Source organism: Streptococcus sp. HMSC062B01, from assembly GCF_001811085.1.
Lineage (GTDB): Bacteria > Bacillota > Bacilli > Lactobacillales > Streptococcaceae > Streptococcus > Streptococcus gordonii.
In genome coordinates, this window is the sequence record NZ_KZ672766.1 from 195,257 (window position 1) to 219,366 (window position 24,110).

General features: G+C 38.6%; 23 protein-coding genes and 2 pseudogenes. All 25 read right to left on the reverse strand.

The features are described from left to right. Window positions 1-8: 8 nt before the first annotated feature. Window positions 9-1,232, reverse strand: a complete 1,224-nt coding sequence (locus HMPREF2780_RS01820) for an ABC transporter ATP-binding protein (RefSeq protein WP_105025999.1) — start codon at window positions 1,230-1,232, stop codon at window positions 9-11. After that, window positions 1,232-2,038: an ABC transporter permease gene (locus HMPREF2780_RS01825; RefSeq protein WP_105026000.1), complete on the reverse strand. Its 807-nt coding sequence runs from the start codon at window positions 2,036-2,038 to the stop codon at window positions 1,232-1,234. Before HMPREF2780_RS01825 ends, HMPREF2780_RS01820 begins: the two co-directional genes overlap by 1 nt. Next, window positions 2,038-2,979 (reverse strand): glycosyltransferase family 2 protein, encoded by a 942-nt coding sequence (locus HMPREF2780_RS01830; protein ID WP_105026001.1) that lies wholly within the window; start codon window positions 2,977-2,979, stop codon window positions 2,038-2,040. Before HMPREF2780_RS01830 ends, HMPREF2780_RS01825 begins: the two co-directional genes overlap by 1 nt. After that, the gene (gene cps2T, locus HMPREF2780_RS01835; protein WP_105026002.1) at window positions 2,976-4,124 is read right to left on the reverse strand and encodes a beta 1-4 rhamnosyltransferase Cps2T; all 1,149 of its coding nucleotides are present in this window, start codon (window positions 4,122-4,124) and stop codon (window positions 2,976-2,978) included. Before cps2T ends, HMPREF2780_RS01830 begins: the two co-directional genes overlap by 4 nt. A 192-nt stretch (window positions 4,125-4,316) precedes the next feature. Next, window positions 4,317-5,168, reverse strand: coding sequence for a dTDP-4-dehydrorhamnose reductase (gene rfbD, locus HMPREF2780_RS01840; RefSeq protein WP_105026003.1), 852 nt, complete (start codon window positions 5,166-5,168; stop codon window positions 4,317-4,319). 68 nt (window positions 5,169-5,236) lie between these two features. Next, window positions 5,237-6,163: a glycosyltransferase family 2 protein gene (locus HMPREF2780_RS01845; protein WP_105026004.1), complete on the reverse strand. Its 927-nt coding sequence runs from the start codon at window positions 6,161-6,163 to the stop codon at window positions 5,237-5,239. Window positions 6,164-6,240: 77 nt separating this feature from the next. Further along, window positions 6,241-7,968 (reverse strand): glycosyltransferase family protein, encoded by a 1,728-nt coding sequence (locus HMPREF2780_RS01850; protein ID WP_105026005.1) that lies wholly within the window; start codon window positions 7,966-7,968, stop codon window positions 6,241-6,243. A 165-nt stretch (window positions 7,969-8,133) separates the two neighbouring features. Beyond that, complete coding sequence (locus tag HMPREF2780_RS01855) at window positions 8,134-9,609, reverse strand: DUF2142 domain-containing protein (RefSeq protein WP_105026006.1); 1,476 nt, start codon at window positions 9,607-9,609, stop codon at window positions 8,134-8,136. A 9-nt stretch (window positions 9,610-9,618) separates the two neighbouring features. Then, the gene (locus HMPREF2780_RS01860; protein ID WP_105026007.1) at window positions 9,619-10,401 is read right to left on the reverse strand and encodes a glycosyltransferase family 2 protein; all 783 of its coding nucleotides are present in this window, start codon (window positions 10,399-10,401) and stop codon (window positions 9,619-9,621) included. After that, complete coding sequence (locus HMPREF2780_RS01865; protein WP_105026008.1) at window positions 10,401-11,669, reverse strand: lipopolysaccharide biosynthesis protein; 1,269 nt, start codon at window positions 11,667-11,669, stop codon at window positions 10,401-10,403. Before HMPREF2780_RS01865 ends, HMPREF2780_RS01860 begins: the two co-directional genes overlap by 1 nt. Further along, window positions 11,659-11,994, reverse strand: a complete 336-nt coding sequence (locus HMPREF2780_RS01870) for a DUF2304 domain-containing protein (RefSeq protein WP_048779445.1) — start codon at window positions 11,992-11,994, stop codon at window positions 11,659-11,661. Before HMPREF2780_RS01870 ends, HMPREF2780_RS01865 begins: the two co-directional genes overlap by 11 nt. 1 nt (window position 11,995) lies before the next feature. Beyond that, window positions 11,996-12,706, reverse strand: a complete 711-nt coding sequence (locus tag HMPREF2780_RS01875; RefSeq protein ID WP_105026009.1) for a glycosyltransferase family 2 protein — start codon at window positions 12,704-12,706, stop codon at window positions 11,996-11,998. Between the two features lie 282 nt (window positions 12,707-12,988). Beyond that, window positions 12,989-14,008, reverse strand: coding sequence for a UDP-glucose 4-epimerase GalE (gene galE / locus HMPREF2780_RS01880; RefSeq protein WP_105026010.1), 1,020 nt, complete (start codon window positions 14,006-14,008; stop codon window positions 12,989-12,991). Window positions 14,009-14,048: 40 nt separating this feature from the next. Beyond that, window positions 14,049-15,095 carry a dTDP-glucose 4,6-dehydratase gene (gene rfbB / locus HMPREF2780_RS01885; RefSeq protein ID WP_012000428.1) on the reverse strand — a complete coding sequence of 349 codons (1,047 nt, stop codon included), beginning with the start codon at window positions 15,093-15,095 and terminating at the stop codon, window positions 14,049-14,051. 168 nt (window positions 15,096-15,263) lie between these two features. Then, the gene (locus HMPREF2780_RS01890) at window positions 15,264-15,857 is read right to left on the reverse strand and encodes a dTDP-4-dehydrorhamnose 3,5-epimerase family protein (RefSeq protein ID WP_060970533.1); all 594 of its coding nucleotides are present in this window, start codon (window positions 15,855-15,857) and stop codon (window positions 15,264-15,266) included. Window positions 15,858-15,861: 4 nt separating this feature from the next. Next, window positions 15,862-16,731 carry a glucose-1-phosphate thymidylyltransferase RfbA gene (gene rfbA / locus HMPREF2780_RS01895; RefSeq protein WP_045634915.1) on the reverse strand — a complete coding sequence of 290 codons (870 nt, stop codon included), beginning with the start codon at window positions 16,729-16,731 and terminating at the stop codon, window positions 15,862-15,864. A 129-nt stretch (window positions 16,732-16,860) separates the two neighbouring features. Further along, a pseudogene (locus HMPREF2780_RS01900) lies at window positions 16,861-17,686 on the reverse strand (ZIP family metal transporter). Between the two features lie 22 nt (window positions 17,687-17,708). Beyond that, window positions 17,709-18,239, reverse strand: a pseudogene (locus HMPREF2780_RS01905) (NUDIX domain-containing protein). 1 nt (window position 18,240) lies between these two features. Beyond that, on the reverse strand, window positions 18,241-19,335 hold the full coding sequence (locus tag HMPREF2780_RS01910; RefSeq protein ID WP_105026011.1) for an NAD(P)/FAD-dependent oxidoreductase: 1,095 nt from the start codon (window positions 19,333-19,335) through the stop codon (window positions 18,241-18,243). A gap of 11 nt (window positions 19,336-19,346) precedes the next feature. After that, entirely contained in the window at window positions 19,347-20,144 is a 798-nt protein-coding gene (locus tag HMPREF2780_RS01915; RefSeq protein WP_105026012.1) for a Nif3-like dinuclear metal center hexameric protein, read from the reverse strand. Continuing rightward, window positions 20,131-20,820, reverse strand: a complete 690-nt coding sequence (locus tag HMPREF2780_RS01920) for a tRNA (adenine(22)-N(1))-methyltransferase (RefSeq protein ID WP_105026013.1) — start codon at window positions 20,818-20,820, stop codon at window positions 20,131-20,133. Before HMPREF2780_RS01920 ends, HMPREF2780_RS01915 begins: the two co-directional genes overlap by 14 nt. 148 nt (window positions 20,821-20,968) lie before the next feature. Then, window positions 20,969-21,757, reverse strand: a complete 789-nt coding sequence (yghU, locus tag HMPREF2780_RS01925; RefSeq protein WP_105026014.1) for a glutathione-dependent disulfide-bond oxidoreductase — start codon at window positions 21,755-21,757, stop codon at window positions 20,969-20,971. A gap of 67 nt (window positions 21,758-21,824) precedes the next feature. Further along, the gene (locus HMPREF2780_RS01930; RefSeq protein ID WP_046165684.1) at window positions 21,825-22,505 is read right to left on the reverse strand and encodes a DnaD domain-containing protein; all 681 of its coding nucleotides are present in this window, start codon (window positions 22,503-22,505) and stop codon (window positions 21,825-21,827) included. An 8-nt stretch (window positions 22,506-22,513) separates the two neighbouring features. Further along, the gene (metA, locus tag HMPREF2780_RS01935; protein WP_105026015.1) at window positions 22,514-23,455 is read right to left on the reverse strand and encodes a homoserine O-acetyltransferase MetA; all 942 of its coding nucleotides are present in this window, start codon (window positions 23,453-23,455) and stop codon (window positions 22,514-22,516) included. Window positions 23,456-23,554: 99 nt separating this feature from the next. Beyond that, complete coding sequence (locus HMPREF2780_RS01940; protein WP_008808805.1) at window positions 23,555-24,067, reverse strand: adenine phosphoribosyltransferase; 513 nt, start codon at window positions 24,065-24,067, stop codon at window positions 23,555-23,557. Between the last annotated feature and the right edge of the window lie 43 nt (window positions 24,068-24,110).

The window sequence follows — 24,110 nt, forward strand, 5'->3', positions numbered from 1 at the left end:
CCCTCAGTCTAGTCCGTTATTGACCATGTTCCATTGCGCTGGATTAAGCCACTTGCTGAATCCATAGCAGACTTATCATCCAAATCTATATCATCTCGATTGATAAAAATCAGTGGAGTTTGAGTAGCGTCTGAGAAGGCCAGCATCTGCCCCTCAGCATCCCGCACCGTTACTTCTAATTTCATTTTCAAATCATTCACTGTTGGAAGTGAACAAGTGTAATGAACTTTTTTGTGACCAGCACCAGTCATTAATTGGTTCATCGAATTGTCATTATAAATCCAAATGTTCCGATCGATATCTGTTAAAGAAAGAGCAATATAAGTTTGAATATCCTCTCGAACATCAAAGTCAATCTGGAACTGAATTGGATCTTGTGGGCGTAACTTATTCGAACTTAACAACTGTAATTGAAAGTTTTCAACTAAAACTTGTTCATCCGAAGAAGCTTGTCCATCTCCAGTCGCTTCTCCTCCATGTTGCAAAGGTGCTGTATTATCAAAACTATATTGGTTAGCTACATTTTCTGGACTACCGATTGCTTTAACCAAGCCATTTTCAATCAAAACAGCCTTATTGCAATACTTCTTAACTGCTCCCATATCGTGGGTAACAAGAATGGTCGTTTTCCCTGATTTCTTCCGTTCTTGGAAGTAATCATTACATTTACGCTGAAAAGCCTCATCTCCAACTGCAAGAACCTCATCCAAAATCAAGATATCACCCTGCGCTTTAATGGCAACTGAGAAAGCAAGACGAACCTGCATTCCAGAAGAGTAATTCTTAAGTTTTTGATTCATGAACTCATGCAACTCAGCAAAGTCCACAATATCATCATACATGGCGTTAATTTCAGCTGTTGAGAAGCCCAGCATGGCACCATTCATGTAGACATTTTCACGACCTGTCAGTTCAGGGTTAAAACCGACTCCTAGCTCAATGAAAGAAACTAACTTTCCATCGATTGTGACAGAACCTTTTTCAGGAACGTAGATTTCAGAAATAATTTTTAAGAGAGTAGACTTCCCTGAACCATTTCGACCCAAGATTCCAAAAAAGTCTCCTTTTTCTACTTCAAAAGAAATATCATTAAGAACGTGCTGTTCTTTATAGCCTTTAATTCCTTTAAAGCGATTGACCATAGCAGTACGAAGACTGTTAGTTGCCTCAGTTGGTAACTTAAAGTACTTGCTGACATGGTCTACTTTTACTGCAATTTGTTTATCTGTCATTAGAGAATCTCCGCAAATTTCTTAGCATGTTTGTTAAAGTAAGCAAAACCAGCTAGGAAAATAAGAATTGGCAATACATAAGGAACAAGAACCAAAAACTTATTTTCAACCAAAAGCCAGACAGGTGTATTGGCCTTATCAATCAAGAAATAACGCATGTCTTGGATAATCTGAGCCAGAGGATTCATCATAACTAATTTGGCAGCCCATGGATTACGGTCCGCAATAAATGTAATGGGATAAATAATTGGTGTCGCATATAAGCCGGCTTGTAGCACTACTTCCCAGATTTGAGATAAATCACGGAAGCGGACAAAGAAAGTCGATAAGATCAGAGCACAACCTGTTGCCATCAAAAACAATTCAAAAAAGAGAGGGATTACCATCAAAGCCGACCAGCTGAAGGTCACTCCATTAAAGAATGAGAAAATCAAGACCACGACTAAATTGATAGCGAAGTTAATGGCAGCACCTGAAATAGCTGACAAGACAATAATATGCTTTGAAAAGTTTAGCTTACGCAAAAGATCGCCACGACTAACAACTGATACCATCCCCATAGAAGTTGCTTCTGAAAAAAATCCCCAAATAACATTGGCTAATAACAAAGCAACTGGGAAATGAGGAACATCTCCACCTAAGCGTAAGAAACGGATGAAGACGATATACATAATACTAAAGGTCATCAAGGGTTTCAAAATAGACCAAAGATAGCCGATTGCTGATCCTTGATAGCGTAATTTAAAGTCCGTTTTAATTAACTCTCGTAATAAAATACGATTTTTCTGACTAAAAACGTCAAACATTATTTTTTACCTCTATATGCAAACTTTGTCAATATCAAGGTTGTAAAAACACAAGTGTGAAAAGCACGATTCTTACGGTAGCCATGTTTGCGTATACGTGCTAAGCGTTCCCTAAACGTCACGTCCATGATAGTCACAAAGTTTTCAATTAATTCTTTATTTTCAGGGCTCAAAGACAGATCTAATAAATTTTTTGCTTGCTCTTGACTAGCCTTGATAAGTTGCCAATACTTAGCAAAAAGCACATGGGGCCGAACCCAGTTTTTCACCCTTTTTCTAAGAGTACGTGCTCCTAAAACGTTACTGCTATGCTGACGATAAAGCTCGGTTGGCTTATCAATATAGACAAGCTTTCCAAAAGCGGAAGCCAACAAGCCTAAGTACCAATCATGCATGAGAAGCTCATGGGCTTCTTGCCCCGTCCATAACTCAGCCAAGGCATGATTGATCATGGCTACTCCGCCTGTTACAGTATTTTCTGTCAACTCTTGTACCAGTTCTGTATTTGCATGATCTGACTGAGTACGAATCATACTTTCATGCCGAACAGTCAGGTTTTCATCCACTACTTTTAAATCAGTATAAATCAGTAACGGCTTATCTTGAGGATATTTCTCTGCTTCGGCCACTTGAAGTGCAATCTTATCAGGGAGCCAGACATCATCTTGGTCACTAAAGCAGTAAAGGTCTGCTTTCTCATATTTTAAGAGAGTGTGAAAACTCTTTATGACTCCAAAATTTTCAATCTGATTTTCATTGATAAAGTGAATACGTGGATCCTGAGCTACCAATCTTTGAATAACCGTAACAGTTCCATCCGATGACCCATCATCTCGAATAAAAAGCTGCCAATTTTGATAGGTCTGCTGCTGGATACTTTCAACCTGCTCTTTCAGATATTGCTCACCATTGTAGGTGGACAACAAGATATTTACTTTCATGATAAGAATAACTCCTCATATTCACCGACAATCTTTTCCCAAGTATAATTATCTTTCATGTTTTGCTTAGCTGTTTGGCCAAAATTAGAAAAGTCATTTTGGCTGTCCACTTGATTTAACAAATCAGCTAAGCTATTCTTTTCCTTTTTCCAATAAAGAGCCGTTTCTTTAGCTACTTGTCGATTAAAATCTACACCTAAAACTAGGTTGAGATCTGTTTGAGCCAAAGCCTCAAGTAAGCCTGGATTAGTCCCTCCGACTTCATGACCATGAAGATAAGCAAAAGCATGGTTGCGAATATATTTCAATAGTTCCTGGTCATAAACTGTCCCTACAAATTTGATCCTCTTATCTCGATCAAAGTTCGTTTTCTGACGCAATTCTTCAAAATAGGCATTTCCTTCATGATTGCATATGATAACTAAATCTCGCTTGGTATCAGAAGACATAAATTCACGAATAATAGTCTCATAGTTATTTTCCGGAACAAAACGACCAACAATCAGATAATACTCTTTCTCTTTGCTCTGCCATTTTCCGAAGAAATTTCGAACTTTCTCATCTTGATCAGTCAAGCTAGAAAGCTTAAGATCTGTACCATAAGCAATAAAAGTCGTCTTAGACCATGGATAGGCATTCTGGATGTAGGATTCAATACCTTGATTATCGCATATAACCAAATCTGCATGTTTTGTCATCAACTTTTCGGAGTACTTAAGGTAACCTTGAACAGGCTTAGGCCACTTGGCCCGTTTCCACTCAAGACCGTCTGGATTGATAAAAAATGTCCCGCCTGCTTGATGAATCATTTTGGCAAAAGGTGCAATAAAGGCACCAATCGTATTTCCTAAAATGTAGAAAATGGGTGATTCAATGTTTTGTTCTTTAACCATTTTTAAAGCATAGCGAATAGCCATCATATCATAGGCAATCACTCTAGCTGGGCCTAGTTTAGGTGCTTTAATACTAAAACAATCAACACCTTTATACATGGTATGCTGTCCTGTCTCATGCTCTGACAAACAAGCAACATGATATTGCAATTGAGAAGATACTTGATGTTCAACTAATTTTTCTACAAAGGTTTCAAAACCTCCGTATTTTGCAGGAAGACCTCGACTTCCAATAATAAAGATATGTTGCATATTCTTCTCCGATTCAAATTTATTGCAATCCAATCTATTATACCATTTTATCGACTTTTATGTGAGCTTAGACCTGAAAAAATAGAAGAATCCTAAGAGATTCTATTGATTAGAGGATCATCATTTGATAAATTCCAGGCTTTCTTTCATCATTATAAAAAAGACTGAAACACCTGTTTCAGCCTCTTCTTCTTATTTCTTTTCTTGTTTATAGAATTCTTTCAGGGCATCTTGCCAGCTTGGAATAACAAAGCCAGTCGCCTTTGCCTTAGTCAAGCTCATAGTTGAATTGAGTGGCCGTTTTGCTTTAGCAGGGAATTGGCTTGAGTCCACCGGTTTAACTTCTACATTCGTATCCTTTAGAATCTCAACTGCAAAGTCATACCAAGTAGTGTCTTCTGCAGCGTCATTAGACAGATGGTAATAGCCGAATTCCTTTTGATTTTCAGCCAAGTAGGTCATGAATTCAGCTAAGGTACGAGTCCAAGTAGGACGGCCATGCTGGTCGTTAACAACTGTCAAGGTTGGGTGAGTTTTAGCTAGATTTTGCATAGTAAAGACAAAGTTTTTACCATAATTACCAAAGACCCAAGCTGTACGAATAATGTAGAAACGACTAGAATACTTCTCTACCAACTCTTCACCCATGCGCTTGGTACGACCATATTCTGTCTTAGGATCTGGTTGATCATCTATTTCCCATTCTTCACCGACAGGCTTTTGACCATCAAAGACATAGTCCGTAGAAATATAAACTAATGTCGCTCCGTGTGCTTCAGCCGCTTTTGCTACATTTTCAGTTCCAGTCACATTGATAGCATAGTTAAGCTCTTTTCCTTCATCTTCTGCTGCATCGACAGCTGTATAAGCCGCACAGTGATATACCAAAGTTGGTTTAACTTCTGCAAAGACCTCTTCAACCATTTCAGCATTCGTAATATCCATTTCGGCAACGTCAACTGCAACATAGTCCTCATTGCGCTCATCTAAAAGATGACGAAGTTCTGTTCCCAGCTGACCATTTGAACCTGTGATTAAAATCATGTATTATTCCTCTCCTGTCATAAACATTCAATGAAAATATTATAACAAAAAAAGCAGAAAAAATCTGCTTATTTACTCTTCTCTTTGATGATGTAGACAGGCCGTTTTTTAGTTTCTGTAAAGACTTTGCCAATATATTTCCCCAAAATTCCAATGGTTAGTAACTGAAAACCACCAATAAAGAGGATAACTGTCATGAGTGATGGCCAACCTGATGTAGGATCACCGAATACCAGAGTTCTTACAATGATAAAAACAACCAAAATAAATGCAATCATCCAAGAAAGCAAACCTCCCAAGAAAGCAATGTGTAAGGGCGCTTCTGAAAAGTTGACTATCCCTTCTAAAGAATAGTTAAAAAGTTGCCAGAAATTCCAAGAGGTTTTTCCCGCCACGCGCTCAACATTTTTATATTCTAAATACTCTGTTTTAAAACCTACCCAGGCAAAAATTCCTTTAGAGAAACGATTGTATTCAGAAACCTCCAAAATAGCATCTACCATAGGTCGACGCATAAGGCGAAAATCACGCGCACCATCCACCATTTCTACCTGGCTAATTTTGTTAATCAGTTTATAAAAAAGATTTGCAAAAAAACTCCTAATAGGTGGCTCACCATCACGACTAGTTCGACGTGTCCCCACACAGTCTAGATCTTTCTGTTCATCCAACATGGTTTTCATTTCAACTAAAAGCTCTGGCGGATCCTGTAAATCCACATCCATGACCGTCACAAGCTCTCCTCTTGCATGCTGAAGACCAGCATATAAAGCCGCCTCTTTCCCAAAGTTCCTAGAAAAAGAAATAAAGTGAGCATTGGGATCCATCATATTAAGTTCATGCAAAACTTCCAAGGTTCTGTCTTGAGAACCATCATTGACGAAAATATATTCTATGTTATCACGAAGTCTTGGCTTTATTTTTTCCATTTCCGCATAGAAAAGCGGAAGGCTTTCTTCCTCGTTATAACAAGGAACAATTACTGAAATGGTCATAGTTACTCCTTTAAGTGTTAATTGTATAATAAAATATTTCACCTGTAAAGTTTGATTTCATTTTTTAAATCAGCTTTTCAATTCTTTCTTCTTTTTATTTGATAAAAAACGAAAATAATAAATCCCCATAACAGTCCTTCAACCAAGAAAAAGAAATGCTGAAGGAAAGTCTTATGATGACTAATTTTAACATGGCCACTAGAAAAAACTCTTAAAAAAATCTTCCCATTATGTAACGCCATTTTCTGAGTCTTGGGTCTATGGAGTTTCTGATTCTTCTCTTGTTCCTCTTGACTTAACTGACGATACTTCAAAGCAGGCTGACTACCTGAAGCACCATTAGTATAGTCAGCAATATATCCCTTATACCAAGGTCTAGGGACAAAGAAACTTGCATTTTTTTCAGTTAAGATAACATCAAATTCTAAAGAATTGTAAGAAGACTTTATATTTTTTATTTTTGCCCCTTCTACATCATCAAATTGAGTAATCGAACTGTCACGTATAGCAACTGGATCAACATCTAAATTATAATATTCATCACCAATAGTATTTGAAAACTGTTCTCTATCTCCTTTATAATAACTAAGCATTCTTTGATTTATTTCTGATATATAGTTCTTATGATCTGTCCTCAGGTTAACAACTGGGGAATAAGAAATTAAAACTGTCCCAAGATATACCAATGTTGATAGACTAGCAAAGCTGATAGACCAAATGTGACTAAAGTCGTTAACTAAAATCCAAATCAAAAGAAAAGGAACGAAAAAGAGCAGACGACCAGTATATTGGATAGCTCCCAAAAAACCAAATTTTAACAAACTATTCCAAGGTAAAACTGCTGTTGTAGAAATCGCCATAATGGCTATTAGTATTAATAGTTTCTGGCTAGCTTCACTTAAATATTTAAAACGATATACTAGATAAAAGAATAATATAATCGCTAGGATATCGATTCCCAAAAACAAAGATGTAAATGGTTCAAATAGCCCGCTAAATTTGAACTGTAAAATATTTGGAACATTAAACATTCGAGTGTTTTCAACAGGAAAATCACGAGCCGTCCAATTGAAATAGAAAATTTGTGAACTGACCTGTTCCAGATATTGAGCTAAGTAACCAATCGAAAGTAAAATGCCAATAAAGATAGATACTAGAAAAGAGATTATTTTTTTTACTGTTAATTTACGAGCACATAGCAAAACAAAAATCAGTGAATAGATGGCCAAAATCAAGGTAGATAAAATATGTGTTTGAATAAGTAAGGCAATGGTAATTCCTAATAAAGCCGGGCTATATTTATTTAAAAAAAGAACCTTGTATATGGTATAAAACAGAATAGGTACTAATGGCAAGACCATTGTCATACCATATCCAAATAAAGGAAAATAGAGAGGGATTAACAAAGCTCCATACAAGCTTTTAATGGAATCTTGACTGATTTTTTTAAAGCAATAAAAACTTGTCAAGGAAGTGGAAAGAACCAACAAGAATGCAAAAAAATCAAAAGCCAAATCAGCTTGCTGAACTAGCACAAATAAGAGAGCAGGTAAATAAAATTGCCAATTACCATAAAACATTGGAACCGCATATCCTGTACCAAAAGCAAATATATGATTTAAGTTAGGCAATAAATCAAAATGACTGATAGACTGTGATAATCCGACTATTCGAGTCAAATGAAAAACATGGTCAAACTCACGGCTTTGAGTATTAATCGCAACATGGGAAACGAGAACAAACAATAATGAATAGAAAAATAGAATCAAAGGATATCTATACTTTTTTATTAAATCTAAAATCATATTTCCCCCCAAAACCAAGCAAAATAACTAATAATCATTCTATATTCAAGGATAAAAATTTAAGTTATACCAAGTATAGCAACATGTTTAAAGACCGTCAAGATGACTGATATTAAAACAGACAGGACTTAGATTCCCGTCTGTTTTTATTTAAATATAAAAATATTAAACTACCGCATAAATGATTGCTAAAGTATGGATCATGGATAAGCCAACAATAATAACACTGCTTTCTACAATCCAGTGATCAGTTATAAAATCAAATTTTAATTGATTTTTAGAACAGCTAACAATTACTGGGAGCATTAGAGCTAAGACTCCCAAATAATATCTTCCCTGAACACCTAAGACAGTATAGGATCCTACAGGAGTCCATGTCAGGTAGAGAGTCAAAGAAATCAAACCAATAATTGCCAACGAAACCAGCACTGCTCCAATTTTTGAAATCAAAGGAATCTTAAAACGTCCAACATTAGCTAAAGCAATTAAAGTGTAAAAGACATAAATTGGAATAAGAACCTCATTCATTGATAGATCCAACCAACCAAAGTTAAATAGTTGATCAAGATGACTAACGGACAAAAGGATTTCTTTAAAAATAACTGGTAGGTAATCTTGTGGATGATGGATCAGGTTCATTAATTGACCACGTAAGTCAGCACCTTCTAATTGAAAATTAGCTAATTTCACTTGTTGGCTGAGTAAAAACCAAAATACAGTTACTGCTCCTACACAAAGAACAGCAGAAATAACCTTGCCATAAAAGAATCTACCATTAAACTTAGATTTTGGAATAAAAAGCAATAATCCAATTAGCAGAACATAAGGGAGCTTCATCGTGGCTAGAAGGCAACAAATGATGACATAAAGAATCAAATCTCTATTTCTTACCTTCTTCTCGCTATCACTAACCCAACTAATAAAGAGTGATACGATAATATAAGCCAATCCGAGTGATACACTGTCCTGATTATATGAGCCAGCTAGTACTAAATTCATTGGAATAAACGCAACCATCATTATAAGTTGCTTAGCTTTACCTGATAATCGAATGGCAATATAAGCCAAAACTGCATAAGCTAATGCGTTAAATATTCTCCCTAAATAATACGAGATACCTACACTCAAATGTAATAATTTACCAATTCCAAAGCCAATTGCCTGAGGAATATAACCAATGAACCAATATGAATTAGTAGCCCGGTAATCAGTAGTACGACCGAAATCAACTTTCTTATCTGTCTGACCTTCATTGAAAAGATTTGTTTTAGTTAATGGAGACTTTATTTGATCATAAATATCAAAAAAATCTTCTGAAATAAGAGGTTTACTATTATCTAGATTCAAATCTCCCTCAACGATATGAATCGTTCTAGCTAAATGAACTGGTTCGTCAGGAGTATTCAAAACCGGAGTTATCAAAGAAGTCAAAACTCCCGAAAAGACAAGGGCATAAAATATTGCAATATTTTTTTTAGGTAAAAATAATAAAAATACTGCAATAAGAAGAACAACTGCCAATCCTATCTTTGGGACATCCAAAAGATGTTTTGTATAAATTACAAACATAAAAGCGGATAAGACCAAAAAAGTAAAAATATATTTTATGTTAGCCTGATAGGCATCTTTCATGAATTTCATATTTATCTCCTAGTGGTTAGTATCCTGACTCTTGACATAAAACTTCATAATCACTTTTGAAAACCACTTTGGCCAAAACAGATTATACATATATAAATCTTCTTTTGTGCGAGTGTTATCTGAAATAGTCTTAGTCGTCTCAGATTCTTGATGGATTCGATGGCACATTAACGCGTCCGGAATATAAAGGAAACTTCCTTTGTATTCACTAATTTTATACCAAGCATACCAATCAAGACTAACTCTCATCTCTTCATCAAAACGGAAATTTCTTAATTTTTCAAGATTGTATGAAACTGCAGGACAACAGATGGGATTACCAAAAGCTAAAACACGATTTCTCCAAAATCGTGAGGCAGGAAAAATTGATAAGGTAGCAAGCATTAGACGCTTAATTTTTAAATTTGTATTCGCATCAATTTTACTTCCATTTTTTTCTTCAAAATAATCAGTGAAAGTAATCAATCCATCTTGGTAAGCCTCAAAAGCTTCCAGAGTTTTTTCAAGAAATTTGGGATCGTAATAGTCATCCTGATGGGCAATTGTAGCATATTTTGTAGTTACGAATGATAATGCTTGATTCCAATCTCTTCCAATTCCACCACCGGTTTTGTGATGAACTGGAATATCATACTTCCCACAAATTTCATAAATTGAGGTCAAAGGTGTGGAGGTATAACAAATTATCTTTGAAGTAAGAGTTTGATTTTTTAAAGACTGAATACACGCTTCTAGATACTGACTTTCACCATAGGCACAAATCACCCAGGTATGTTGAGAATTTAAGGGCATTAAAGCTTTCCTTTCCATTTTCTTACCTTGATATAAGTTAAGTAACTTCCGAATGAATAAATAAGCATTACAAACAGAAAACTATACGAAGCTCCAAGTAGACCTTTTGACATTACAAAAGGATTTGTAATAACAATTGAAACGATAAACATAAGTAGGTATACCACTAAGAGTTTTCGTTGCATTCTAAAAATAGTGAGGATATCTCCAAGAACAATTCCAGCTGAATAAAGAATCCCAGAAAAAACTAGAATTGTCAACGTCAGAGCGTCGCCAGCCAGATCCACACCAAAAACTATACTTAAAACTGGAGTTCCAATTAAAAAAGCTAACATCGTTAAAATAGCTCCACCTCCAAGCAAGTAGATACCGATCTGCTTCACTGTTCGATTAAACTTTGCAAACTCTTTTCTTTGCCATTGAATAGCTAAGCTTGTCGTTAATGGTCGAAGAATAAGAATAAATAAACTCATGAAGAACACTGGCATGAACAAAATATTGTAATTCCTTTGAAGCCCTTCTGCTAATTTTCCAAGTTGAATAGCTTTATCAATTGCTATCTTAGGTTCATTAAAGATATAAGCTAAAAGGAAACCGCTAATAAATAAAGGAATACAGCCTTTTAAAATCAAAAAGGCGTCTTTGACCTGCAACCTGATGGTACTCTTGTCAAAAGAAACTTTATCAAAGGATAGTGACTTGGGAAAATCATAAATCCAAACAAATACAAAATTAAAAAGAAACAAGATTAAAAGAGAAACTTCTAAAGATTTGAGAACAACTAGAGAGATAAGAAGAATAAAAATACTTGCTCCGTATCTCATTGTCATGGATTTACCAGCAATATCTAACCTCTCATGTTGCTGGAAGAGCCCCTGAAATAAATCAGATATAGCCTCACACATCCGAAACAGAACATATAAAACCACTACTGCTAGCTTTGATGTATCTGAAAAATCAAAATGAACTAGAAATAGATATGGAAATAAGGTAATTAGCATGAGAGTAATAGAAAATACTCTTGCAATCGTATAGCTGGTAAAACTATGTTTAAAAGTCACATCAGTTCCCTGATAGGTTCTAACTTGAAAAAGTCCAAGAACAACTAATATACCAGCAATACCATATGCTAAACTGAATACATCAGCCATTTTTGCAGAAGAAAGTCTAGAAACAATCATCATAAAAATAGCTGAGGAACCAGCAAACATTAGATTCCCCAGTAAATTCCAAAAATATATTTCTTTTGCTGACACTTTATTCTTCATCTTGATCACTTTTTTCCTTTAAAGCAATTTTTTGCGCCAATTGACGAATCTGAACTGACTGTTTCGAAAGATGTCTAGTTAAAGAAAAAGTTAAATAAAGCAGTAAGCAGATAGCAACAAAGAATATTAAGTTACTAGCCACTTGTATTCCCATTAGATGTGCAAAAAAAGTTAGAATGTCTGGAAACCAGACAAAAGGGAGAGAAATGATAGATAAAACAATCCATGAAATAACATTTTTCATCTCTACTTGCTTTTTAGCAACTAAACGAAGAATATTAAACAAAAATGCCAAAATGAGAATAGTAATTAAAAAAATAAGCATATTATTTCTTATATCCTCCACTAATCTTTGCAACCAGTATTGCTATAGATACTTTAATCATATAATACACAGACTTAGTCAAGGTAATCGAAGATGTACCATGTTCTCTTTCATTCATTAGAACAGGCATCTCTTCCACTTTAAAACCAGCCTCTAATAAGGAAACTATAGTTTCTGGTTCAGGATAATCACTAGGATAGTGCTCAGCAAATAATTCAATGACTGATTTATTAACAACTCGTAATCCTGATGTTGGATCCGTGATCTTCTTTCCAGTCAATAATTTAATTAATTTTTCAAAAAAAGTGATTCCAATTCTTCTAGCGAAAGAAGACTGAAATCCTTGATTCTCAATAAATCGAGATCCTATTACCATGTCAACTTTATCTTTTTTTATACGTTCAAGCATCATCTTAATATATTGAGGATTATGTTGACCATCTCCATCTACTTGAACAGCATATTGATAATTATTTTGAACAGCATAGAGGTATCCTGTTTGAACCGCACCGCCGATTCCTAAATTAATTGGCAAATCAATAACATTAAATTTATTTTCACGACAAATTTCCAAAGTATTATCTGTAGAACAATCATTGATAATTACGTAATCAAATTCTGGTGTATGTGTTTTTATCATCTTGATTGTTTTTTTTATATTACCACTTTCGTTAAAGGCAGGGATAATAATCAATAATTCCGAAGACTTCACTAACTCACATTCTCCTTAAAAGTCATATAGACTCATTATACTATAACCAAGCCCTTATTTCTACTGTTTCCATACAAGAAGGAGAGAAATCATAGAATGAAAAAGAAATATACCTTAGCTAATGGTATGTTCATGTGCTATAGTCAAAATTAATTCACCATAATATCCGTGAAAAAGATCATCTTTATTATATTAAGAAAGCTCTAAAATATTCAACTATTACAAAAAGCCTAACACATATTTATGCTAGGCTTATCTAAAATTTCTAAATTCCAATAATAACTATTCGTCAAATCCATTGGGATGTTTGCTCTGCCAACGCCAAGCATCTTGGCACATCCTCGAGATATCAAATTGAGATTCCCAACCAAGTTCTGCTTTGGCTTTAGCTGGATTAGCATATGAAGTTGCAATATCACCAGGTCTGCGTTCAACAATCTTATAAGGAATTGGTTTGCCAACAGCTTTTTCCATACTATGAATGATTTCTAAAACCGAATAGCCTTTACCAGTCCCTAAGTTATATATATTCAAACCTTGCTTGCCATCAAATTTTTTCAAAGCAGCAACATGACCTTTAGCTAGATCAACCACGTGAATATAATCTCGAACACCAGTACCGTCTACAGTTGGATAATCATTGCCAAATACCTGTACTTGTTCTAGTCTTCCAACAGCAACTTGAGTTACATATGGAAGTAAATTATTCGGAATTCCATTTGGGTTTTCTCCCAAATCACCACTTTCATGAGCACCAATTGGATTGAAATAACGAAGTAATACAATATTCCAAGTAGAATCTGCTTTGTATATGTCCGTCATAATCTCTTCATCCATTAATTTCGTACGACCATATGGATTAGTAGCAGAAACAGGGAAGTCTTCCAAAATTGGAACAGTAAGTGGATCTCCATAAACTGTTGCAGATGAACTAAAGATAATATTTTTACAATTTACTTCTTCCATTACTCTCAAAAGAGTTAAGGTACCTGCAACATTATTTTCGTAATAGGTTAGAGGGATTTGGCTAGATTCTCCTACTGCTTTTAAACCAGCAAAATGAATGACTCCAGTAGGTTTAAAGTCCTTAAAAACTTTTAATAAAGCTTCTTTATCACAAATGTCCACTTCATAAAAAGTAATGGTCTGTTCAACGATTTTTTCGACAGCCTCTAGACTCTTTTTGCTGCTGTTACTAAAATTATCCACAACAACTATCTCATGGCCAGCTTTAATAAGTTCGACCACTGTGTGAGTACCAATATAACCAGCCCCACCTGTTACTAAAATTTTATGTTTCATGATATAACTGCTCCTTTAAGAATCATTAAATTGTTTAAAATTATTTAATGACCTCTTGTGTTTTAGCATAATTAGCTTCTACTGCTTCTTTTTCAGATTTCCACCAGTCTTGGTTGTCTGTGTACCACTTGATTGTCTCTTTGAGACCTGCTTCAAAGTTAGTAAACTCTGGCTTCCATCCTAGCTCATTACGGAGCTTGCTAGCATCAATGGCATAGCGGAGGTCGTGACCAGCACGATCTGTCACATGGTCATAAGCATCAGCTGGCTGCCCCATTTCCTTAAGGATGAGCTCCAGTACTTCCTTGTTATTCTTCTCACCGTCAGCACCAATCAAGTAAGTTTCACCGATTTGTCCCTTGGTCAGAATCGTCCAAACACCTGATGAATGGTCATTGGTATGGATCCAGTCACGAACGTTTTTACCTTCACCATAGAGTTTTGGCTTGATACCGCTCAAGATATTGGTAATCTGACGCGGAATGAACTTCTCGATGTGCTGGTAAGGACCATAGTTGTTTGAACAGTTAGAAATAGTCGCTTTGACACCAAATGAGCGCACCCAAGCTTTGACAATCAAGTCTGAAGCTGCCTTGGTTGATGAATAAGGCGAGCTTGGATTGTACTTGGTTTCAGCGGTAAATTTCTCACCTGGTCCTTCGCCATGACCTGGCAAATCTTCACGCAGAGGGAGATCTCCATAGACTTCGTCAGTCGATACATGGTGGAAACGAATATCGTATTTACGAGCTGCTTCCAAGAGTGTGTAAGTTCCGATGAAGTTGGTGTGGATAAATGGGCTCGGGTCATTGAGCGAGTTATCATTGTGGCTTTCTGCCGCATAGTGAACGATAGCATCCGCTTCAGCTGCCAGCTTATCAACCAAGGCTGCATCAGCAATATCTCCAACAACCAACTCAACTCGGTCACCTAAAATCTCTTCAATATTGGCACGATTACCTGCGTAGGTCAGCTTGTCCAGCACTGTCACATGGACATCTGGAAAGTTATTGTAAACATAGTGGACAAAGTTAGAACCGATAAATCCAGCTCCACCAGTCACGATAATTTTTTTGTATTCAGTCATTTTTATTCCTTAATATTTTTATGATTACCTTTCATGTAACAAGATAGACATTCTATTATATACTTTATATCACTTAGGCAATCAATTCTTCCACTCGCTTCGCTAAGATAGAAGCTGAGCTAAATCGTATATTTTAGTATCAATTAATGGATCAGAAAAGAATTCTTTTTACAAATCTTCTTTTCTTAGTGGTTTTACATCCTTAAGTAGTGGATGGTTCTTGTCTGCTTCTGAGACTTCTGCTGCTTCTAGGTTTTCCCACTGGATGCCTAGAGCTGGGTCTGCATAGTTGACAAAGGCATACTTCGGTTTGAGCTCCAAAGCCCAATAGTCGTTTACCAGATAGCTATAAGAAACAGTGTCAGAAAGGACTTGGAAGCCGTTGGCTACGCCACGTGGCACAAAAATCCCCTTGCTAGCATCGATTACTGTCTGATAGGTATTACCAAAGGTCTCTCCCTCACGCAGGTCAACCCAAGAACCTAGAACCTTACCGTCATCTGTAACAGAGATGTACTTGTCCCATGGCTCAGCATGTAGACCACGCAACACATTTTTACGAGAAAAGCTGACATTATTTTGCAGTTTTCCTTCTGCAAAAAAACTTTCAGGAAAGCCTAGCGGCAGCATTTTTTCCTTCTGGAAATTCTCCTTAAACCAGCCTCGGTTGTCCCCGCGAACAGGGATATCAAACTCCAACATTCCTGGAATTCCAGGAACCTCACGAGCTGCTAATTCCTTATCAAAAAATTGTTCACTCATTTTCTTATTCTTCTCCAATCAAGCGCAAGAGATAGTGGCCATATTCATTCTTTTTCAATGACTGTGCCAATTCATGCACTTGCTCTTTAGTGATATAGCCCATACGATAGGCAATTTCTTCCAGATTTGCCACCTGAACGTTCTGCATACGCTGAACTGTTTCGATATATTGAGCGGCTTCTAAGAGACTTTCGTGAGTTCCTGTATCCAACCAGGCAAAACCACGTCCCATGAGCTCAACAGACAAATCACCACGATCTAAGTATGCCTTATTGACATCTGTGATTTCCAGTTCCCCGCGAGGACTTGGTTTGATGTTTTTAGCAATTTCAACAACATCGTTATCGTAGAAATAGAGTCCAGTCACTGCATAGTTAGAGCGAGGTTGTTCCGGTTTTTCTTCGATGGAGATAGCGTTCATATTTTCATCAAATTCTACAACACCAAAACGTTCTGGATCCTTAACATGGTAGCCAAAAACAGTTGCCCCTTTTTCTTTAGCAGCTGCTTTCTGAAGCATCTTACTTAAACCAGGTCCATGGTAAATATTATCCCCAAGAATCAGCGCCACACGGTCATCTCCGATGAAATCGGCCCCAATGATAAAGGCTTGCGCCAATCCATCTGGACTAGGCTGCTCTGCATAAGAGAGCTTAATACCAAATTCAGAGCCATCACCTAATAGATCCTCAAATCGAGGAAGATCAGTTGGAGTTGAGATAATCAAGATATCTTTAATTCCAGCCAACATCAGTGTTGATAATGGATAATAGATCATTGGCTTATCGTAAATTGGCATGAGTTGTTTAGATGCCGCACGTGTCAATGGGTATAAGCGAGTCCCAGATCCACCTGCAAGAATAATACCTTTCATATATGTTTCCTCTCTGTTATATATTGCTTTTATTCTACCATTTTTACAAGCGAATGTCACTTTTTAAGATATTAACTGTTTCCAAGCAAAAAGTCTCTGAATCTAACAACTCAGAAACTCTAAAGTCCTTTATCCTAAAGCAACATCTAAAATCATCATAAGAACAAAGCCCACCATGAGACCTAAAGTCGCCACATCAGTATTGCCATTGGTCTGCGAATCCGGTATCAGCTCCTCTACCACCACGAAAATCATAGCACCCGTAGCAAAAGATAGGGCATAGGGTAGAATAGTCGTCATAGCCATGACAGCTACTGCACCTAGTACTACCCCGACTGGCTCTACAATAGCGGACATAGAACCCCCAGTAAAAAGCTTTAAGACGAGACTTACCGTCCATCCGAATTGGAATGGACAAAGCCGCTCCTTCTAGGACGTTTTGCAGGCCAATTCCCAAAGCTAGGCCATTCGCGACGACAAAGGCCTCTAGACTAGGGTTGGCAGATAAAGCACCAAAGGCTACTCCGACTGCCAAACCTTCTGGAAAATTATGAATGGTAATAGCTAAAAAGAGCAGAGCAGTCTTGGACAGCTTCTTCTGGCTATGTTCAGGAACACTTTCTGCCTCTGAAATATCCTTACTCAGATGCAAGTGAGGCACAACCGCATCAATCAGACGTAGAAAGAAACCACCTGCTAAAAAACCTATTGCAGCTGGGAACCAAGAAAGCTTACCATAAGAGCTTTGCGCATACTCGATAGACGGTGCTAAAAGTGACCAAAAGGATGCCGCAATCATGACTCCTGCCGCAAAGCCCATCATAATATCCAGTAACTTCCTACTAATATATTTAAAGAAAAACACGATAGCCGAGCCTAGAATGGTACATCCCCATGTGAAAAGACCAGCCAAAAACGCCTGCATCAGAACTGGTTGCGATCGTAACCAGTCCATAATTTCTCCTTATCCTCTAAAATCAACCATACAAAATCGTCTTGGTTTCCCCGATACAGTGTTCTTCCTCATTCCAGTAATGAATCCGCTCAAAAGATCCTTTCCGCCAGTAGAGGGGCAAACGTTCACGTATGTCATTCTGCATATCTATCTGGTCAAGTTCCGAAATCTTCCACCATTTGGGCTCCCCTTCATGATCGTTTCCCCTAACTTGCCCTTCAAATGCAGTACAAAGAAAATCATAATACACATACCGTTCTTTTTTACTTGGATTAGTGAAGCCTGAAATCCCTTTCAATTCCAAGTTTAGAGCAGTCAGCCCCGTTTCTTCTTTTAATTCGCGCCTTGCAGCTTCGAAAAAAGATTCTGGAAACTCTTACGAAGGTAAAAAGCTTAGCTTTTTCCATCCCCAACCTTCACCAGTCTATCCCCAGACTGATGAAGCGCCTGGTTGTATCCACCCTTTAAAGTTATCATGCTGACGATTAAGCAATAAAATTTCATCATCTTTTTTCACACAAATATTGACCCAATTCAAAATAGTTTCTGTCATATCAAACCTTCTTCACATACCGCTCGATAGGATAGTCTTCTGGATTCAACAGCACCGCTTCTCCTAGAGCCATCTGAGCCAATTGGCGTCCGATGAGAGGGCCAGTTGTCAGACCAGAAGAGCCCAATCCGCTGGCAGCGTAAACATGCGACAAGTTTGGAACAGGTCCAAAGAAAGGCGCAAAGTCGCTGGTATAAGCCCGTGTTCCCACGCGCTCGCCTAGAATCTCTGCAGTAGCCAACCTCGGCAAGTAAGTTTCCGCTTCTTGCTGCAACTGATTCAATACCGTCTTATCAACTGTCAAATCAAAGCCCTGATCATTTTCATGGCTAGCACCGATGCTGACCTTTCCTGCTAGAAAAGGAATGATATCCAGCTCGCCCTCAGGCATAACAACTGGGTAGTCATCCGTCTGGTCAGCCAGTTTAAAATCACGTAGCTGTCCCTTTTGCGGCCGAACATCTGTCTTATAGCCCAGTGGCTGCAAGATTTCTCCCAGCCAAGCCCCCACAGCCAAGATCACACAGTCAAAGCTCCGACCTTCCACCAGAAATTGCTCTCCTTCTACTGCCAGGCTTACCTTTTTCTCAACCAGATCTGCCTTGCTGGCCTTCAGAATCGTCTCCGTCAAGAGCGCTCCATCTACACGAGCACCACCGGAAGCATAGAGAAGCTGCTCAAAGCCTTGCAAGTCTGGAAATTTCTCTTGGACTTCCTGACGGCTGAGAAGACTCAGTTTTCCTATCAAGGGCGACTCTTCCCGACGATTAGCAGCCAAATCATAAAGCTCCTGCAGCTTGCTCTCATCCTTTTTCAGCAGATAAACTCCTGTCTGTTGGTAAAAGTCTGTCTGGATTCCAGCATCTTTCAGCTCCGCAATCAAGTCCTGATAAAAATCAGCGCCCAAACGCGCCATCCTATACCAAGCTTTGTTGCGACGCTTAGAAAACCAAGGACTGATAATGCCAGCGGCTGCCTTGGTTGCCTGCCCCTTGCCGTCATCAAAGACAGTCAACTCAACATCTGGAGATTTGGACAGATAGTAAGCCGCTGTTGAGCCAACAATCCCAGCTCCAATCACTGCTACTTTTTTCATGTCGCTCCCTCTCAAATATGCCGGAAAGGATTGGTCGAAGCCTGACTAACCAAAATCTCAAGCTCCCATCCCTCTTCAGCCTTCCAAGTATCAAGCTTTTCTTTTATTTTTTCCGTAAAAAGAACCTCGATATGATGTCCAGGATCCAGCGCCAAAAGCCCTTCTGTCAGCATTTCCTGAGCTGTATGATAGTAAATATCACCTGTAATGTAGACCTGCGCTCCCTTGGCGATAGCCTCTGGATAAAAGGACTGGCCACTGCCTCCACAGATAGCCACACGCTCAATCACGCGTTCAAGATCCGCTTCTTCATAAGCTACCAGACGCAAGCTATCTAGTCCAAAACTTGCCTTGACCTTAGCCGCAAAGTCCCCAAAGGTCTGAGGAGCAATCTTCCCTACGCGGCCAATACCATAATCTGGCCCCGTCTGACTAAGAAAACTTGTCTCCTCAATATCCAATAGCTGGCAGAACCAGTCATTAAGTCCGTCCTCCACAACATCAATATTGGTATGACTGACATAGACAGCAATATCATGCTTGATGAGGTCTAAAATGATTTGATTTTGTGCCTTATCCGCCACTAGGTCCTTAAGCGGGCGAAAGATAGGAGCATGCTTAACGATAATCAGTCCAGCACCAGCCTCAATAGCCTCCGCCACCGTCTGCTCACGAATATCCAGCGCTACTAGAACCTTGGCTACTTCTTTATCCAAAGTCCCAATTTGCAGTCCTGAAATGTCACCCTCCATGGACAGTTCTTGCGGACAGTAGGCTTCATAACGGGCAATAATTTCACTTGCTAACATGAAGCACCTCCTTGATACTTTCGATTTTTTTGGACATAGCAGAGCGTTCTAGCTCATTTTTTTCTGGGATATGGGCTAGAGCTCCTTCTAGTTTTTTCAGTTCTTTCTGCCATCTTAGCTGAAAAGCAGGTGACTGTTCCTTCATCAGAAAAGGACCAAAACGCTTTTCTTGCTCTGTCAAAGTTTGCTGGCCAGCTTCTGCTACCAGGATTTCGTAAAACTTACCAGCCTCTTCTAAGATATCCTCAGCCAGCAAGAGAAAGCCGTTGGATACCAGCCAGCTGCGAAGCTCATCCTCTCGGTTATTGGGCTGCAAAATCAAGCGGGAAATAGACCCAAGCTTAGCTCTGCCATTTTCCAAAATCTCTGAAATCAAGCGACCACCCATACCAGCAATAACGATAGTATCAATCCGATCTTCCACTTCAAAAGCCGCCAGACCATTGGCCAAGCGAACCTCAATCTGCTCCGTCAGTCCTTGCTCAGCTACATTTTTCTGGGCAGACTGAAAAGGCCCTTCCACCACTTCACCGGCCAGAGCCTTTTCTATCCGTCCCTGCTGAACCAGGTAGATCGGCAGGTAGGCATGATCGCTCCCCACATCCAGCAACTTTGCCCCATCCGGAACAAAAGCAGCTACTCGCTCCAAGCGTTGGGAAATCATCTTTTTTTGCATGTCGTTCTCTTTTCTATTTATTCTTCAACTTAGCACATTTCAGTATATCATTTTTAAGAGTATAAAAAAAGCAACGAAAAAAATCAGCTTGTTAATAAGCTGACTTTGTCTCACTGCTTTATGAAGAGCTTTTTCTATCCCTTACAAATTATTTGATTTCTTGATACTCAGCAGCTAAACCACGCTGAACTGCTGGACGAGCTGCAATTTTCTCCGCCCAATCAGATAGATGTTTGTAGGATGTAGCATCCAAGAACTCAGCAGCGCCTGGATAAAGCTTATCCTGCACCAACTGCCCATACCAAGACCAGATAGCAATATCAGCAATACTGTATTCATCCCCTGCAATATAAGCTTTCTTGGCCAATTCTTTATCCAACAAATCCAGCTGTCGCTTGGCTTCCATGGTAAAGCGATTGATAGGATATTCTAGCTTTTCTGGAGCATAGTTAAAGAAATGACCAAATCCGCCTCCCAAGAAGGGCGCAGCACCTGTCTGCCAGAAGAGCCAGTTGAGCACCTCAGTCCGACCAGCCAAATCTGACGGAATCAACTTTCCGAACTTCTCTGCTAGATAGAGAAGGATATTCGCCGATTCAAAGACAGGAATCGGCTTATCAGCTGACTGATCCAATAAGGCCGGAATCTTAGAGTTGGGATTGATTTTCACAAAATCTGAGCCAAATTGGTCGCCCTCCATGATGCTGATCTTATAAAGGTCATAGCCAGCCTCTGTCACACCTGCTGCCACAAGTTCCTCAAGCATAATCGTCACCTTGACCCCATTAGGAGTCCCAAGCGAATAAAGCTGAAAAGGTTCTTTACCAACAGGAAGCGTCTGCTCAAAGCGTGCACCTGCAGAAGGTTGATTAATACCTGAAAATTTTCCTTGGTCGCTGTCCGCAGCAGACCAGACTTTTGGCAATTGATACGTCATACTTTTCTCCTTTTTTATAAAACCAAGGGCCTGTCATATCTAACAGGCCGCTGTATATCTAATAAAGTCAGTCCTTCCACAAATCCATTGCTCTAAGGAAATCATCTGAAACCGTAACATTCTGTGGATTAAATGCTTCACGTTCCTCTCTTTTGGCTTCAACTTGTGCTAAAGTCGTAATACCTTCTCGTCTCCAATTTCGTAAAATTGCTTGGATATACTTCCAGTTAGCCTTCCCATTGAAAACTGCTTCTCGAAGAGCGGCTTTTACCAAGTCAGGATTTGTTTTATCTTCTTGAATAGTTTTGGTCAAATCCTCAATCTCAAATGGTGTCAAAAGGCGACCTAATTCCTGTTGAAAGGTTTCAACTAAGTCTTTTAAAACATTTTGAGATGCTTTTGCAGTTGGCTGTTGACTAAGATTAGCTCCCAGCAGTTCATCTAACTTTTCCAAGGCTGGAGAGGCATCAAAAATCGCTTCAATCTCTCCATTTAATTCAATGGTTTTATACTGTAATAAGCCTTGTTCGGTCAAATGAGACATAATGCGATTGACCTCAGACACCGTTTTTCCAATGCTTTCAGCAATCTGACTCGGCTCTATCTCTTCCAATGCTGTTGTATTCTGCAAATAAAAGAATTGCCAAACAAGGAAATCTTCACTAGACGAGAAAATCTCTTGAAAATGAAAGTACAAGGCACTTGGTAATACTAAATTGCCTTGTTGAAAGGCTGATAAATAAGTCATAGTCCCTCTTATAAATAAGCAAAATAGGAAGCGTCATTTTCTGGATTCTCCCAATCAAATGGCGTTTCTTGATACACTGCATAGTTAATCCAATTATTGAAAAATAAAGCCGCGGCTGAACTCCAACGCAAGGCCGGTGTCGCATGGACATCATCGTTTTTGAAATAATTCTCTGGAATATGTGGATTCTTCCCTGCCTTCAAATCGCGGAAATACTCCTTGGATAGAGTATCGCGGTCGTATTCCATGTGACCGAAGCTATACACCTCTCGCAAGTCTCGGCTAGCCAGCACAGAGAGACCCGTATCTTCTCCATATGAGAGAATCTCCAGATTGGTTAGATTGACAATATCTTCCTTCAGAACCTCAGTATGGCGGGAATGAGGGGCATAAAACTCATCGTCAAAGCCCCGGAAAAGCAGATTGTTACTGTCAGCTGACTGGCTATAGACACCTGATAATTTGCGCGGCATCTGGTACTTGTCAACGCCATAGCGGGCGTAAAGTCCAGCCTGAGCTCCCCAGCAAATATGCAGAGTCGAAAAAACATGGCTCTTGGACCATTCAATCACCTGCTGGAACTCTTCCCAGTAATCCACCGCTTCAAAAGGCAGATGCTCTACTGGTGCCCCAGTGATAATCAAGCCATCAAAATAGCGATTTTTAATCTCATCAAAAGTCTTATAGAAAGTCTCCATGTGCTCTGCACGAGTGGTTTTAGATTGGTGCGAGCTCATATAGAGGAAGTCAATAGTCAACTGTAGCGGAGTATTAGCCAAATGGCGAAGTATCTGAGTCTCCGTCACCATTTTCTGAGGCATGAGATTGAGTACCAAAATATTCAGAGGGCGGATATCCTGATGGTCCGCCCTATCGTCATCCATGACAAAGATATTCTCAGAACTTAAAATTTCAACAGCTGGTAATTTTTTATCGATCTTAATTGGCATGAAAATATCTCCTATTCTCTAATATATTTATTATACTGAAAGGAGATATAGTTTTCAATTATATTTTATCTTTACCTAGGTATAGCCTGAAACTATGTATTAATAATGCATCAATACTTTATAGTCATATTCGCCAATAACTTCACGGCCTTTTAATTCATCCAATTCAATAAGGAAGGCACATCCTGCAACGATACCACCAAGACGTTCAATCATTTCAATAGTTGCCTTAACAGTTCCGCCTGTTGCCAATAAATCATCAACAATCAATACACGCTGACCTGGCTTGATAGCATCTGCATGCATGGTCAAAGTATCTACACCATACTCTTTTTCATAGTCAGCTGAGATAACTTCGCGAGGAAGTTTGCCAGGCTTGCGGACTGGAGCAAAGCCGATTCCTAACTCAAAAGCAACTGGACAGCCCACTATAAAGCCACGAGCTTCCGGTCCAACAATCATGTCAATCTTCTTGTCTGTCGCATATTGAACAATCTCACGAACAGCGTAACTGTATGCATTCCCGTCTGCCATCAAAGGGCTGATATCACGGAAGGTAACACCTTCTTTTGGATAATTCTCAATTGTTGCAATATAGTCTTTTAAATTCATAATGTTCTTTCTATATAAAAATTTTTTACTCTCTATTATACCA